This window comes from Allobosea sp. (assembly GCF_036675845.1).
Taxonomy (GTDB): Bacteria; Pseudomonadota; Alphaproteobacteria; order Rhizobiales; family Beijerinckiaceae; genus Allobosea.
This window is the reverse complement of the sequence record NZ_JAKFED010000049.1, coordinates 1-13,659: the sequence shown is the minus strand read 5'-3', so window position 1 is coordinate 13,659 and position 13,659 is coordinate 1. Positions and strand designations below refer to the sequence as shown.

Annotated in this window: 11 protein-coding genes; 8 read left to right on the top strand and 3 right to left on the bottom strand. The window is 69.5% G+C overall.

The features are described from left to right. Window positions 1–160 precede the first annotated feature (160 nt). The 3 genes from V6M56_RS04970 (at window position 161) to V6M56_RS04960 (ending at window position 5,169) form a co-directional block, all read left to right on the top strand. Window positions 161–1,063: an outer membrane protein assembly factor BamD gene (locus tag V6M56_RS04970; protein ID WP_332681783.1), complete on the top strand. Its 903-nt coding sequence runs from the start codon at window positions 161–163 to the stop codon at window positions 1,061–1,063. Window positions 1,064–1,176: 113 nt separating this feature from the next. After that, window positions 1,177–2,865: a DNA repair protein RecN gene (recN, locus tag V6M56_RS04965; protein WP_332681781.1), complete on the top strand. Its 1,689-nt coding sequence runs from the start codon at window positions 1,177–1,179 to the stop codon at window positions 2,863–2,865. A 147-nt stretch (window positions 2,866–3,012) separates the two neighbouring features. After that, complete coding sequence (locus tag V6M56_RS04960; protein WP_332681780.1) at window positions 3,013–5,169, top strand: DEAD/DEAH box helicase; 2,157 nt, start codon at window positions 3,013–3,015, stop codon at window positions 5,167–5,169. Window positions 5,170–5,477: 308 nt separating this feature from the next. Here V6M56_RS04960 and V6M56_RS04955 read toward each other — a convergent pair whose 3' ends face one another. Further along, on the bottom strand, window positions 5,478–6,254 hold the full coding sequence (locus tag V6M56_RS04955; RefSeq protein WP_332681805.1) for a DUF2189 domain-containing protein: 777 nt from the start codon (window positions 6,252–6,254) through the stop codon (window positions 5,478–5,480). A 230-nt stretch (window positions 6,255–6,484) separates the two neighbouring features. On the opposite strand from V6M56_RS04955, the gene ligA reads away from it, so the two are divergent. Continuing rightward, complete coding sequence (gene ligA / locus V6M56_RS04950; RefSeq protein WP_332681778.1) at window positions 6,485–8,689, top strand: NAD-dependent DNA ligase LigA; 2,205 nt, start codon at window positions 6,485–6,487, stop codon at window positions 8,687–8,689. Window positions 8,690–8,847: 158 nt separating this feature from the next. Here ligA and V6M56_RS04945 read toward each other — a convergent pair whose 3' ends face one another. After that, window positions 8,848–9,867 carry an AraC family transcriptional regulator gene (locus tag V6M56_RS04945; RefSeq protein ID WP_332681777.1) on the bottom strand — a complete coding sequence of 340 codons (1,020 nt, stop codon included), beginning with the start codon at window positions 9,865–9,867 and terminating at the stop codon, window positions 8,848–8,850. 71 nt (window positions 9,868–9,938) lie between these two features. Between V6M56_RS04945 and V6M56_RS04940 the strand changes: the two genes are divergently transcribed. From V6M56_RS04940 to V6M56_RS04925, 4 genes are all read left to right on the top strand, one after another. Then, the gene (locus V6M56_RS04940) at window positions 9,939–11,153 is read left to right on the top strand and encodes an MFS transporter (RefSeq protein ID WP_332681776.1); all 1,215 of its coding nucleotides are present in this window, start codon (window positions 9,939–9,941) and stop codon (window positions 11,151–11,153) included. A gap of 149 nt (window positions 11,154–11,302) precedes the next feature. Then, the gene (locus V6M56_RS04935; RefSeq protein WP_332681774.1) at window positions 11,303–12,166 is read left to right on the top strand and encodes an AraC family transcriptional regulator; all 864 of its coding nucleotides are present in this window, start codon (window positions 11,303–11,305) and stop codon (window positions 12,164–12,166) included. A 13-nt stretch (window positions 12,167–12,179) separates the two neighbouring features. Further along, on the top strand, window positions 12,180–12,893 hold the full coding sequence (locus V6M56_RS04930; protein ID WP_332681773.1) for an AzlC family ABC transporter permease: 714 nt from the start codon (window positions 12,180–12,182) through the stop codon (window positions 12,891–12,893). Beyond that, the gene (locus V6M56_RS04925) at window positions 12,890–13,189 is read left to right on the top strand and encodes an AzlD family protein (RefSeq protein WP_332681772.1); all 300 of its coding nucleotides are present in this window, start codon (window positions 12,890–12,892) and stop codon (window positions 13,187–13,189) included. The genes V6M56_RS04930 and V6M56_RS04925 overlap by 4 nt, the downstream gene beginning before the upstream one ends. Before the next feature lie 101 nt (window positions 13,190–13,290). Here the strand turns inward: V6M56_RS04925 and V6M56_RS04920 are convergent. Continuing rightward, the coding region (locus V6M56_RS04920; RefSeq protein WP_332681771.1) for a M24 family metallopeptidase C-terminal domain-containing protein at window positions 13,291–13,659 on the bottom strand (369 nt) is incomplete at its 5' end.

Here is a 13,659-nt window from a genome sequence, read left to right as displayed (position 1 = left end):
CGACGCCACGCCTTGCATTCGCCGGTTTCCTGTCGGAAGCACGGCGCCGATTGCATTGCATGAAGCGCCCTTCACGGTTGGCGAAACGGCGGCTTCTGGAGTAAAGCCATTTTCGCCCGCTTTTCGAAAGCGGCGCTGAAGGACCGATGAAGTGAGCGTCATGCGGCTGAAGACATTCAATACCGGCGAAATGGCGAGCGGCGGCAAGCGGCTCGCGCTCGTGTTCTCGCTGGCGGCCGCGCTCGGCGGCTGCGACACGCTGAGCTCGATCAACCCGTTCGACCGACCCGCGGTCTACAAGCCCGAGGTCCTGCCGGAAGTGCCGGCCGACAAGCTCTATAATGAGGGCCTGGCCCGGCTGCAGAACGGCGACAGCGAAGGCGCGACCAAGAAGTTCGAGGAGATCGACAAGCAGGCGCCGTTCTCGCCCTATTCGAAGAAGGGCCTGATCCTGACCGCCTATTCGAACTACCAGGCGAGCAAGTGGGAGGACGCGATCACCGCCTCCAAGCGCTTCCTGGCGCAGAACCCGGCGAGCCCCGACGCGGCCTATGCGCAGTACATCATGGCGATGTCCTACTTCAACCAGATCCCGGACGCGACGCGCGACCAGGAGCGCACCGAGCAGGCGCTGCGCGCGATGCAGGAGCTGCTCGACCGCTATCCGAAGTCGGAATACGTCGTCGACGTGCGCGAGAAGATGCTGGTGGCGCGCGACCAGCTCGCCGGCAAGGAGATGAATGTCGGCCGCTTCTATCTCGAGAAGCGCAACTATACCGGCGCCGTGAACCGCTTCCGCGACGTGATCACCAAGTACCAGACGACGCGCCATGTCGAGGAGGCGCTGATGCGCCTGACCGAGGCCTATATGGCGCTCGGCATCACCAACGAGGCGCAGACGGCCGCGGCCGTGCTCGGGCACAACTTCCCCGACAGCCCCTGGTACAAGGACGCCTATTCGCTGCTCGAAAGCGGCGGCCTGCAGCCGCGCGAGGATCGCGGTTCCTATATCAGCCGGCTTTTCAACGGCTTCACCAGCACCGTCACCGGCCTGATCCGCTGAGCCGGCCGGCGAGCGGAAACGGCCGAACCGTGCGCGCTCCGGCATCGAAGCTTCCGCCTCGGCCCGCCCCCGGCGGGCGCCACCCGCATCTGCGCACCGGCTGAGTCCGCGCCATGCTCGCCCAGCTCTCGATCCGCGACATCGTTCTGATCGACCGGCTCGATCTGGCCTTCGATGATGGGCTCAGCGTCCTCACCGGCGAGACCGGCGCCGGCAAGTCGATCCTGCTCGACGGATTCGCGCTCGCGCTCGGCGGGCGCGGCGACGGCAGCCTGGTGCGCCATGGCGAGGCGCAGGGGCAGGTCAGCGCCGTCTTCGACCTGGCCCTCGATCATCCGGCCCGCGCGCTGGCCCAGGCCCAGGAGATCGACACCGATGGCGACCTGATCCTGCGCCGGGTGCAGTATGCCGACGGGCGCACCCGCGCCTTCGTCAACGACCAGCCGGTCAGCGTCCAGATCCTGCGCATGATCGGCGCGGCGCTGGTCGAGATCCACGGCCAGCACGACGACCGCGCCTTGACCGATCCGGCCCAGCACCGCTCGATCCTCGACGGTTTCGGCGAGCTCGCCGTTCAGGCCGGCGAAGTGGCGCGGGCCAGCGAGACCCTGAAGCGCGCGCGCCAGACCCTGCAGAGCCAGCGCATGCGGGTCGAGACCGCGCGCAAGGAAGCCGATTTCCTGCGCCATGCCGTCGCCGAGCTCGGCAAGCTCGGCCCGGAGCCGGGCGAGGAGGATGCGCTGGCGGCGCAGCGCCAGGCCATGATGCAGGCCGAGAAGGTGGCGCGCGACATTGCCGAGGCTTTCGAGGCGGTCGGCGGCGGCGCCTCGCCGGTTGCCGCGCTGTCGGGCGTGCTGCGCCGGCTCGAGCGCCGGGCCGCGCAGGCGCCGGATCTGGTCGATCCGTCGACGGCGGCGCTGAACACCGCGATCGTGGCGCTGGAGGAGGCCGGCGAGACGCTGGCGGCGGCGATGCGCGCCGCCGAATACGATCCGCGCCTGCTCGAGCGCGTCGAGGAGCGGCTCTTCGCCTTGCGCGCCGCGGCCCGAAAATTCGACGTGCCGGTCGATGCCCTGCCGGCGCTGGCGCAGACCATGGCGGCCGATCTTGCGGCGCTGGACGAGAGCGAGGGCTCGCTGAAACGGCTGGAGGCCGAGCTCGCCGAGGCGGAGGCCGCCTATATCGCGGGCGCGACCGCACTTTCGGCCGGCCGCGGCCGCGCGGCGAGCGCGCTCGACGCTGCCGTCAGGATCGAGTTGCCCCCGCTGAAGCTGGAGCGCGCCCGCTTCATCACGCAGATCGACAGCGATCCGGAAGCGCGCGGGCCCGAGGGCTTCGACCGGGTCGAGTTCTGGGTCGAGACCAATCCCGGCACGCGGCCCGGCCCGATGATGAAGGTCGCCTCCGGCGGCGAGCTCTCGCGCTTCATGCTGGCGCTGAAGGTCGTGCTGGCCGAGCGCGGCTCGGCGCCGACGCTGGTCTTCGACGAGATCGACACCGGCGTCGGCGGTGCCGTCGCCGACGCGATCGGCGAAAGGCTGGCCCGGCTCGCGGCCCGGGTGCAGGTGGTCTCGGTGACGCATGCGCCGCAGGTCGCGGCCAAGGCGGCGCAGCATTTCCTGATCGCGAAATCGGCCCAGGCCGCGGAGGGGGCGAAGGAGCGCACCGTCACTCGCGTCACCTCCCTGCAGGAGGAGACGCGGCGCGAGGAGATCGCCCGCATGCTGGCCGGTGCGAGCATCACCGAGGAGGCGAGGGCGGCCGCGGCCAGGCTGCTCGGCGCCGCCGGCATGCGGCAGTAGCGCGGCGCGCTTCACCGTCGGCATTCCCCTTTCGCCCGATTTGCTCTATGAGCGGCCGGATAGACCGTGCGCCTGCCTGCTTGCGCGCCGGTTCCCCCTTCTGCGCGCCCCCTGCGAGCGCGCGATACGACCCAAGGCCGAAACCCAATGTCCTTTATCTCCACGAGCCCGCCGCTCGCGCGCGCGCTCGCCGAACGCAATTACAGCGAGCCTACCCCCGTCCAGAACGCGGTGCTGGAAGCTGCCGCCGCCGGGCGCGACCTGCTGGTCTCCGCGCAGACCGGCTCCGGCAAGACCGTGGCCTACGGGCTCGCCATCGGCGAGACGCTGCTCGACGGCGCCGAGACCCTCGGCCGCGCCGGCAAGCCGCTGGCGCTGATCATCGCGCCGACGCGTGAGCTGGCGCTCCAGGTCCAGCGCGAGCTGAACTGGCTCTACCAGCAGGCGAATGCCCGGGTGATCTCCTGCGTCGGCGGCATGGATCCGCGCCGCGAGGCGGCCTTGCTCGACGAGGGTGCCCATATCGTCGTCGGGACCCCCGGACGCCTGCGCGATCATATCGAGCGCCGCCGGCTCGACGTCTCGGCCCTGAAGGCCGTCGTCCTCGACGAGGCCGACGAGATGCTCGATCTCGGCTTTCGCGACGATCTCGAATTCATCCTGAAGACCGCGCCCGAGGACCGGCGCAGCCTGCTGTTCTCGGCGACCCTGCCGAAGGCGATCATCGCGCTCGCCCGGAGCTATCAGCGCGATGCGCTGCGCATCGAGGTCACCGGCGCCGATCGCGGCCATGCCGACATCGAATACAAGGCGATCCGGGTCTATCCGAAGGAGGCCGAGCTCGCCGTCGTCAACCTGCTGCGCTTCCACGACGCGGCCTGCGCCCTGGTGTTCTGCAACACCCGCAACGCGGTGCGTCATCTCGAGGCGGCGCTGCTGGAGCGCGGCTTCGCCGCGGTCTCGCTCTCGGGCGAGCTCAGCCAGAGCGAGCGCAACTCGGCCTTGCAGGCGCTGCGCGACGGGCGTGCCCGCGTCTGCGTCGCGACCGACGTGGCAGCGCGCGGCATCGACCTGCCCGGGCTGACCCTGGTGATCCATGCCGAGCTGCCGAACGATCCCGAAGTGATGCAGCACCGCAGCGGCCGCACCGGCCGGGCCGGGCGCAAGGGCACCAGCGTCCTGCTGGTGCCGGTCTCGCGCCGGCGCAAGGCCGAGATGCTGATCGCCACCGCCGGCGTACAGGCCAGCTGGGCCGGGCCGCCGAGCCAGGAGGAGATCCGCGCCCTCGATCAGGAGCGGCTGCTGCAGGATCCGCTGCTGTCGGGCGAGCCCGGCGAGGACGATGCCGGCATGATCGAGGCGCTGCTCGCCGGCCGTTCGGCCAACGAGCTGGCCGCGGCGCTGGTCAAGATCTACTGCGCCCGCCTGCCGGCGACCGAAGAGGTCGGAGATCCCGGCTTCGGCCGCGACGAGCGCGCCGCCCGTGCGCCGCAGGGCGACTATGCCAGGCCGCGCGACCGGGCCGGCCCCCGTTTCGACAATGCCGACCCGGACGCGCCGCGCAAGGCCGGGCCGCGCGGCGAGACGGTGTGGTTCCGCCTGAATATCGGCCGCAAGGACGGCGCCGATCCGCGCCAGCTCCTGCCGATGCTGTGCCGGCGCGGCAAGATCACGCGCGACGAGGTCGGCGCGATCCGCATCTTCGACAAGGAGACCAAGGTCGAGATCGACGCCGATGTCGCCGAGCGCTTCGCAGAGCTGGCGCGTGCCGTCGATCGCGACAAGATCGTCATCGAACCCGTCACCGGCGAGGAGGAGCGCCGGCCGGCGAAGCCCTTCGCCGAGAAGGCGCACCATACCAGGGCGCCGTCGCACGATGCCGGCGGAGCAGCGGCCGGTCCGACCCGGAAGCCTTATGAGGGCAAGGGCAAGCCCTATGAAGGCAAGGGCAAGCCCTATGAGGGCAAGAGCAAGCCGTTCGAGCGCGCGCCGGCCTATGATCCGGTACGGCGCGATCGCGAGCCGGCCGCCGGGGCGGATTTCGCGCAGGAAGGCAAGCCGTTCGCCAGCAAGTTCAAGGGCGGCCGGAAAGACTTCGCCGGCGCACCCGGCCCGGCCCGCCCGGAAGCCGGCGAGGGCAAGGCGCCCGCCCGCAAGGAGTTCGGCGGAGCCAAGCCGTTCGGGGCCAAGAAGCCTTTTGGGGACAAGAAGCCTTTTGGAGAGAAGAAGCCTTTCGGGGCCAAGAAGCCCTTCGGCGCGAAGAAGCCGTTCGCCGGCAAGAAGCCGCATCGCGACGACCGCTGACTGACCGGCGGTCGACTCGAAGACAAGCATGAACCAAGCCGGAGCGCTCCCCGCTCCGGCCTGTTTTGCTTCGCGCCCTGATGCGCCGTTGCCGAAGCCTCAGCGCAGGCCGAGGAATGAAAGGATCGCCAGGACAACGACGATGAGACCGACGATGTAGATGATGTTGTTCATGGCGGAGCCCCCCGCTGGTTGCGTCAAGCCGCGGATGCGCGGCACACGGTGCGGCGATCTTGCCGCAGCCCCTTGGGAACGCCTTTGCGCGCAGGATTGTTCCGAATCAGCCTTTGCAGGGGGCGTGCCGCGCCTTAACGCGGCACCACCTTGCGGTAGATGTGCCAGCTCGCATGGCCGAGGATCGGCATCACCACCATCAGGCCGACCAGAACCGGCAGGGTGCCGAGCACCAGCAGGGCGGTGATCGTCAGGCCCCAATACATCATCGCCCGCGGGCTCGCTTCGACCGCGGCGATCGAGGTCCGGACCGCCGTGGCGATGCCGACATGCCGATCCAGCATCAGCGGGAAGGAGATCACCGAGATCGAGAACGCCAGGATCGCGAAGAGCAGGCCGAGCGCGTTGCCGAGCACGATCAGCGTCCAGCCATTGATGGTGGTGAAGAGCGGCACCAGGAAGCTCTCGGCCGAAGTCAGCGGCACATCGCCCATCAGCCAGCGATAGATCAGCCAGGCGCTGAGCAGCCAGGTGAGGAACAGCCCGGTCAGCAAGCCGCCGAGTGTCGCGATCGGCCGGATCGCCCGGGACTTCAGCACGGCGAAGGCGTGCAGCCAGGACGAGTTGATGTGGAGTTCGCGGCGGCGGCTGATCTCGTAGAGGCCGATCGCGGCGAAGGGGCCGAGCAGCGCGAAACCCGCCAGCAGCGGGAAGAGCAGCGGGAAGATGTTGTAGCTGACCGTCAGCTGGGCGATCACGACGCCGGCAACCGGGTAGATCAGGGCGATGAAGAGCAGATGGCTCGGCTGCGCCAGGAAATCGGCATAGCCGCGCCGCAGCGCGTCGCCGATATCGCCGACCGTCAGCGCGCGGACGGGCAGGGCATCGGCGTCGTCGTGCATGGTGGCCATGCTGGCGCCGGTGTGGGTGCTGTTCATGTCGGACATGGCGTTCATCCCGGTTCCAGCCCGGTTCGCCTCATTGGCCCTGACGTGATCCTTGGTTCGAGAGCCTTGAGGCGTCGAGCATCCAATTTTCAGCCTGTCGAGCTTACACCCGGCGCGCTCCTGTCACAAATCGACGAGCGGAAACGTGAGAACGGGTGCTTCGCAGGGGATGGCCCCTGATCTAGAACAGCGCCATGACCGCCAATGTTCCCACCCCCGTCGAAGAGCTGATGCCGGAAGCGGCGAGCGCCGAGCACAAGCTGCTCGCCGCCGAAATCGCCGAGGCCGACCGCGCCTATTTCCAGGAAGACGCGCCGGTCATGGACGACGCCGTCTATGACGAGAAGCGCCGGCGCCTCGTCGCGCTGGAGGGCGCCTTCCCGGAGCTCAAGGGCGCCGAGGCGGTGTCCGACAAGGTCGGCGCCCGGCCATCGGGCCGGTTCGCCAAGGTCCGGCACCGCGTGCCGATGCTCTCGCTCGGCAACGCCTTCTCCGACGAGGACGTCGTCGACTTCGTCAACCGGGTGCGCAGCTTCCTCGGCCGCAAGGACGACAGCGTGCTCGCCTTCACCGCCGAGCCCAAGATCGACGGCCTCTCGCTCTCGCTGCGCTACGAGAAGGGCGAGCTCGTCAGCGCCGCCACGCGCGGCGACGGCGAGGAGGGCGAGGACGTCACCAGGAATGCCCGCACCATCGCGGAGATCCCCGCGCGCCTGAAGGGCAAGGACGTGCCGGCTGTCGCCGAGGTGCGCGGCGAGATCTATCTCGGCCATGCCGATTTCGCCGCGATCAACCAGCGCCAGCGCGAGAAGGAGGAGCGCGAATTCGCCAATCCGCGCAACGCCGCCGCCGGCTCGCTGCGCCAGCTCGACGTCTCGATCACCGCCTCGCGCCCCTTGCGCTTCTTCGCCTATGCCTGGGGCGAGATGCCGGATCTGCCGGCTGCGACCCAGTCCGGCGTGGTCGAGGCCTTCGGGCGCTGGGGCTTCCGGACCAATCCGCTGATGCGCCGCTGCGAGAGCGTCGAGGAGCTGCTGGCGCATTACCGGGCGATCGAGGCACAGCGCGCGACGCTCGGCTACGATATCGACGGCGTGGTCTACAAGGTCGACGAGCTTGCCCTGCAGGCGCGGCTTGGCTTCGTCGCGCGCGCTCCGCGCTGGGCGATCGCGCACAAGTTCCCGGCCGAGCTGGCGACGACGGTGCTGGAAGCGATCGACATCCAGGTCGGCCGCACCGGCGCGCTCTCGCCGGTGGCGCGGCTCAAGCCCGTGACGGTCGGCGGCGTCGTCGTCACCAATGCGACGCTGCACAATGAGGACTATATCCGCGGCTTCGATTCCAAGGGCATGCCGATCCGCGACGGCAGCGACATCCGCATCGGCGATACCGTCACGGTGAAGCGGGCGGGCGACGTGATCCCGCGGGTCGAGGCCGTCGATCTCGCCAAGCGGCCGGCCGATTCGAAGCCCTACGAGTTCCCGACCAACTGCCCGATCTGCGGCAGCGACGCGGTGCGCGAGCATAATCCGCGCTCGGGCAAGGAGGATGCGGTGCGCCGCTGCACCGGCGGGCTGGTCTGCGCGGCGCAGGCAGCCGAGCGGCTGAAGCATTTCGTCTCACGCGACGCGCTCGACATCGACGGGCTCGGAGACGTCAATATCGAGACGTTGTTCGAAGCTGGTCTGCTGCGCTCGCCGGCCGATCTGTTCAGCCTGGACTACGAGGCAGTGCGGGCGGCCATCGCGCGCAAACGCGACCTGCAGATCGAGGCTCGCTTCGCTGCTGCTGGCAAAGAGCGCAAGCCGACGAAGAAGGCGAAGAGCGAGGAAGCGCGCGAAATCGATCTGCTCTTCGCGGGCATCGCGGCGCGGCGCAAGCCGCCGCTCAACCGCTTCATCTTCGGGCTCGGCATCCGCCATATCGGCGAGACCAATGCCCGCTTGCTGGCGCGCCATTACGGCTCGTTCGAGGCGCTCGAAGCCGCCTGCCTGGCCGCAGCCGACCTTGAGAGCCCGGAGCGGGCCGAGCTCGACGCCATCGACGGCGTCGGGCCGACCGTGGTCGAGGCGCTGCTGCAGTTCTTCGCGGAAGAGCACAATCGGGAGATGCTGGCGCGGCTGCTGGCGCAGGTGACGCCGCAGCCGCTGGAGGCGGTGGCCTCGACGAGCCCTGTCGCCGGCCAGATCGTCGTCTTCACCGGCGCGCTCGAAAGGATGACCCGGGACGAGGCCAAGGCGATGGCCGAGCGCCTGGGCGCGAAGGTCGCCGGCTCGGTCTCGTCGAAGACCGACCTGCTGGTTGCCGGGCCCGGCGCCGGCTCGAAGCTCAAGGACGCGGCCAAGCACGGCGTCAAGGTGATCGACGAGGCCGGCTGGTTCGAGCTGGTCGGGGGGTAGCGGCAGGGCTTGCCGCTTAGAGCCGGCTGTTTCCGAGAGAAGCCAGCTGCGTCATTGCGAGCGCAGCGAAGCAATCCAGGAGCGGCAGCGCTCTACGTCCCCCTGGGTTGCTTCGCTGCGCTCGCAATGACGAAGGTCAGCCTCAAGGGCCGCTGGTATCACGCTTCCGAATGCTGTTGCGGCCGCGCCGTCATCGGCCGCCCATTGGCATCCGGCGCCGGGGCGCTGCGCTCGGCCTCGCCCGCCCGGAAACGGCTCGGCGGGGCGCCGATGACGCGCTTGAAGGCGCGGCTGAACGAGGCTTCCGAATCATAGCCGAGCCGGCGCGCCACGGCGGCGATCTTCATCCGGTCCTGCGTCAGCCATTGCTTCGCCTGATGCATCCTGACCTGGGCGACATAGCGGGCCGGGGTCTCGCCGACGATCGCCGCGAAGCGCTCGGCGAAGGCGGAGCGGGAGGCGTGCATGACGCCGGCCAGCGCCTCCACCGTCCAGTCCCCGGCGGGATCGAGATGGATCGCGGCGAGCACGCGGCCGATATCGGGATCGCGCGCCGCGGCGACCCAGCCGGCCGAATCGCCGCAGCCCTTCTCGACCCAGGAGCGGATCAGCGCGGCGGCGACGACATCGGCCAATCGGGTCAGGATGCTGCCGGCGCCGACCCGGTCGAGCGCCAGCTCGCAGGCCATGGTCGTGAGCAAGGGCGGGATGCCGGGCTCGTTGGCGGCGAGCTCGTGCAGCCGCATCAGCTCGGGCATCATCCGCAGCAGCGGATGCTGGCCGTCGACGTTGAAATTCATGCTGCCGCTGAAGAACAGCGTGCCCTCGCCATCGCCGCCGCCGCGCGCCTCGACGATGTCGCCGCAGACGGTCTGGAACTGGCACTTTCCGAGCGGCGTCGTGCAGGCGCCGGGCGCGCTCGCCAAGGCATGCTCGGCGCCGCGCGGCAGCAATACGGCGTCGCCCTGCTCGAGGCGCACCCATTCGCCGGTCGGCGTGCGCAGCCAGCAGCCGCGCTCCGCCACGAAATGGAAGCGCGCCGCCTTCTGCGCCGGAAAGAGCAGGCCCCAGGGCGCGGTCATCTGGTAGCGGGCATAGTCGACGCCCTCGAGCCGCAGGCCGCGGAGCATTTCGGTCAGCGGGTCGGGGCCGGCAGTTCTGGACGAATGGTCAAGCATTCCGGATTTCCTAGCATGGAAGCTCCAGGTGGTCATCTCTACCTCTCCGGCTCGTTTCGCTGGAGAGCGCCATGTCCGATTCTGTTTCCATTGCGGCCGAGCCGCCATTCGCGGCCTCCGAGAGCGAGGAACGCAGTGCTGCCGCCTGGCCGGCGGTCTTCGCGCTGGCCATGGGCGTGTTCGCGCTGGTCAGCGCGGAATTCCTGCCCGCCAGCGTCCTGACTTCGATCGCCGCCGATCTCTCGATCAGCGTCGGCGCGGCAGGACAGACTGTTACGGTGACGTCGCTGGTCGGCGTCGTCGCCGCCATCTTCACGCCGATCCTCACCAGCCGTTTCGACCGGCGCCTGGTGTTATGGGCGCTGATCTCGCTGCTGGCACTGTCGAGCCTCCTCACAGCGATGGCGAATGGCTTTTCGATGCTGCTGGCGGCGCGCTTCCTCCTGGGCCTCAGCCTCGGCGGCTTCTGGTCGATGGCGCCGGCGCTGACGCTGCGGCTCGTGCCGTTGCAAGCCGTGCCGCGGGCGCTGGCGATCATCTCGGCCGGCGTCTCGGCTGCCTTCATCGGCGGGGGGCCGCTCGGGGCCTATCTCGATGCCCTGATCGGCTGGCGGATGGTGTTTGCGCTTTCGGCCGGGCTTGCCGGCCTCGCCCTGCTGGCGCTGATGACGACGGTGCCGTCCTTGCCGTCGCAGACGGCGCCGAAGCTCGGCACGCTGGCGGTGCTGCTCTCGCGGCGCAGCGTGCGCCTGATGCTGATCTCCATCCTGGTGATCATTTCCGGGCAGTTCACCGGCTTTACCTATATCCGGCCGTTCCTCGAACAGGTTCCGCAGCTTGGCGTCGCGGCGATCACCTCCGTCCTGCTCGGCTACGGCGTCGGCAACGTCATCGGCAATTTCGCGGGCGCCGCCGTCGCGGCGCGGGGCGTCAAGCTTGCCATCGTCTCGTTCGCGCTGGCGATCGCGGCCCTGGCGCTGGGCCTGATCCTGTTCGGAGCCTCGCCCATCGTAGCGGGGATCGCGGTGGCGCTCTGGGGCTTCGCATTCGGCTTCGCACCGGTCGGCTTCCAGAGCTGGATGATGCGGACGGCGGCCGATCACGCCGAAGCTGCGAGCGGGCTGGTGACCGCGGCCTTCCTGGTGGCGATAGCCGGCGGCGCGGTCTTCGGCGGCCTGCTGGTCAATCATGTCGGAGGTCTGGGGCCGATCGGCTACATGGCGGCGGCCACGCTTGCCGGTGCGGTGCTGGTGCTCGTCGCCGGCAAGGAGCCGCCGCGTCCCTGACCGCCGGTCTGCGCCACGCTGGCGACGCGCTCTGCGTTGGCGCGACTTCGTGTCGGGCTGCTCGCAGCCTGACGGAAGGCGCGCTGGCGTGATCGTCGTCATCACTTTTCTTCAAGACACGCGAGCCGGCATCCGCTTTATCTTGCGCCATGGATCTGATCAGCCAGGGCGAAGCATTGCTGGAGATGCCGCTCCAGGCGGGCGAGCACGCCCGGCTGTTCACGGCGGCACGCTTTGCCGGGCTCGAATGCCTCTCGGCCAGGTTCTCGACGCACACCTATTCGCCGCACGCCCACGAGACCTATGCGATCGGCACGATCATAACCGGCTGCGAGGTCTGGCATGCGCGCGGTCGCAAGCTCTTCGCCCGCACCGGCGATCTCGTCTTCAACCACCCGCTCGATGTGCATGACGGCGCGCCGAGCGAGGGCGGCTATCGCTACCGGATGACCTATCCGACGATCGAGCTGATGCGCGAGGTCGCCGCCTCGCTGACCGGCCGCGACGATGTCGGCACGCCGTTCTTCCCGGAGCCGACGGTGCAGGACCCGGAGGGAGCCGCCCTGTTCGGCGCCGCCCACCGCGCGCTGGAGGACGGCGCCGACGCGCTCGCCGGCGAGGAGGGCCTGCTGCGCGCCTATGGCTGGTGCCTGTCGCGCCATGCCGATCTCAGCCTTCGCGAGGTCGGGCGCGAGCGCGGCCCGATCGCCGAGGCGCGCGAGCTGCTGGAGCAGCGCTATGACGAAGACCTCTCGCTGGCCGAGCTGACGAAGCGCTCGGGGCTGCCGCGGCATCATCTGATCCGCGCCTTCCGGGCCGAGACCGGCTTGACGCCGCATGCCTATCTCGTCGATGTCCGCGTCCGGCGTGCCCGCGAGCGGCTGCGCCGCGGCGAAGCGCCGGGAGCGGTGGCGGCCGCCACCGGCTTCTGCGACCAGGCGCATCTGACGCGGGCCTTCAAGGCGCGGCTCGGCGTGACGCCGGGCGCCTTCCGCGCCGCCCATTTCGGCTGACAGGTTCCAAAGCATGTCCTGGAAAAACGAGGCCCGCGCGGGCCTGAACGACATCTGGCCGGCGGCGCTCGCCGCCGTACCGATCGGCCTCCTCTTCGGGGCGCTCGCGGCCGGCAAGGGGCTGTCGCCGCTCGAGGTCTTCGCGATGAGCGCGCTGGTCTTCGCCGGCGGCGCCCAGTTCGCCGCGGTCGAGCTCTGGGCGAGCCCGGCGCCGATCGCGGCGCTGGTGTTCTCGACCCTGCTGATCAATGCCCGGCATGTGCTGATGAGCGCTTCCATCGCGCCCAAGCTCTCGGGCTTCTCGGCTGCGCAGAAATTCGGCGGGCTCTACTACATGGCCGACGAGAACTGGGCGCTGGCCGAGAAGCGGGCGCGGATGCATCCGGTGACGCCGGCCTATTGGTTCGCCATGGCGATCCCCTTCGTGTGCCTGTGGCTCTTCACCTCGACCACCGGTGCGATCATCGGGGCCGCACTCGGCGATCCGAAGCGCTATGGCGCCGACTTCGCCTTCACGGCGCTGTTCATCGCGCTCACCGCCGCCTTCTGGAAGGGGCGCGTCACCGCCTGGACGGTGGCGGCTGCCGGCATCGCTTCGGCGCTGACCTACAAGCTCGCCGGCCCGCCCTGGCATGTGCTGGCGGGCGCGCTTTGCGGCCTTGCCGCCGCCTGGATCGCTGCCGGCAGCGAGCGTGCCGCGCAGCTTGTCGAAAGCCCGGCCGAATGAGCCTCGATCCGATCAATCTCGCCGCCTTCCTCGGCATGGCGCTGGTGACCTATCTCACCCGCATCGCGGGGCTGGCCCTGGTCGGCCGGCTCAACCTGACGCCGCGGGCGCAGGCGGCCTTCGACGCGATCCCGCCGGCAGTGCTGATCGCCGTCATCGCGCCGAGCGCGCTGGCGACCGGCTGGATCGAGACGGTCGCGACGGTCCTGTCGGGGCTGGCGGCGACGCGCCTGCCGCTGCTCGGCGTGGTCGCGGTCGGGGTCGCGGCGGTGGTGGGCCTGCGGGCGGTGTTCTGAAGAGGCGTCATGCTCGGGCTTGACCCGAGCATCCCGGAAACCAGCTATCTGGTCATGAGATTCTCGGGTCTGCGCTTCGCTTCGCCCGAGAATGACGGCTTTCACAACGGCAAACACGCCTTCTCCAGCCAAGCCCTGGTTTCGCCCTCGACCAGCGGCGAAAGCTTCGCCCAGACCTGCGCGTGATAGGCGTCGATCCAGGCGATCTCGCCGGCGTCGAGCAGCGTGAGGTCGATCAGGGCTCGCTCATAGGGGCACCAGGTGATGGTCTCGAAACCGTAGATGGTGCGGTCGCCGCCGGGGATCGAGCGCTCATCGACGACGATCAGGTTCTCGATGCGGATGCCGTAATCGCCTTCCTTGTAGTAGCCGGGCTCGTTCGACAGGATCATGCCCGGCTCCAGCGGCGTGGTGCCGAGCTTGGAGAGCCGCTGCGGGCCTTCATGCACCGAAAGATAGCTGCCGACGCC

Bases quoted from the DNA above. Each gene is read 5' to 3' on its own strand.
- V6M56_RS04970 (WP_332681783.1), top strand. From the start codon at position 161: ATGCGGCTGAAGACATTCAATACCGGCGAAATGGCGAGCGGCGGCAAG.
- recN (WP_332681781.1), top strand. From the start codon at position 1,177: ATGCTCGCCCAGCTCTCGATCCGCGACATCGTTCTGATCGACCGGCTC.
- V6M56_RS04960 (WP_332681780.1), top strand. From the start codon at position 3,013: ATGTCCTTTATCTCCACGAGCCCGCCGCTCGCGCGCGCGCTCGCCGAA.
- V6M56_RS04955 (WP_332681805.1), bottom strand. From the start codon at position 6,254: ATGGCCACCATGCACGACGACGCCGATGCCCTGCCCGTCCGCGCGCTG.
- ligA (WP_332681778.1), top strand. From the start codon at position 6,485: ATGACCGCCAATGTTCCCACCCCCGTCGAAGAGCTGATGCCGGAAGCG.
- V6M56_RS04945 (WP_332681777.1), bottom strand. From the start codon at position 9,867: ATGCTTGACCATTCGTCCAGAACTGCCGGCCCCGACCCGCTGACCGAA.
- V6M56_RS04940 (WP_332681776.1), top strand. From the start codon at position 9,939: ATGTCCGATTCTGTTTCCATTGCGGCCGAGCCGCCATTCGCGGCCTCC.
- V6M56_RS04935 (WP_332681774.1), top strand. From the start codon at position 11,303: ATGGATCTGATCAGCCAGGGCGAAGCATTGCTGGAGATGCCGCTCCAG.
- V6M56_RS04930 (WP_332681773.1), top strand. From the start codon at position 12,180: ATGTCCTGGAAAAACGAGGCCCGCGCGGGCCTGAACGACATCTGGCCG.
- V6M56_RS04925 (WP_332681772.1), top strand. From the start codon at position 12,890: ATGAGCCTCGATCCGATCAATCTCGCCGCCTTCCTCGGCATGGCGCTG.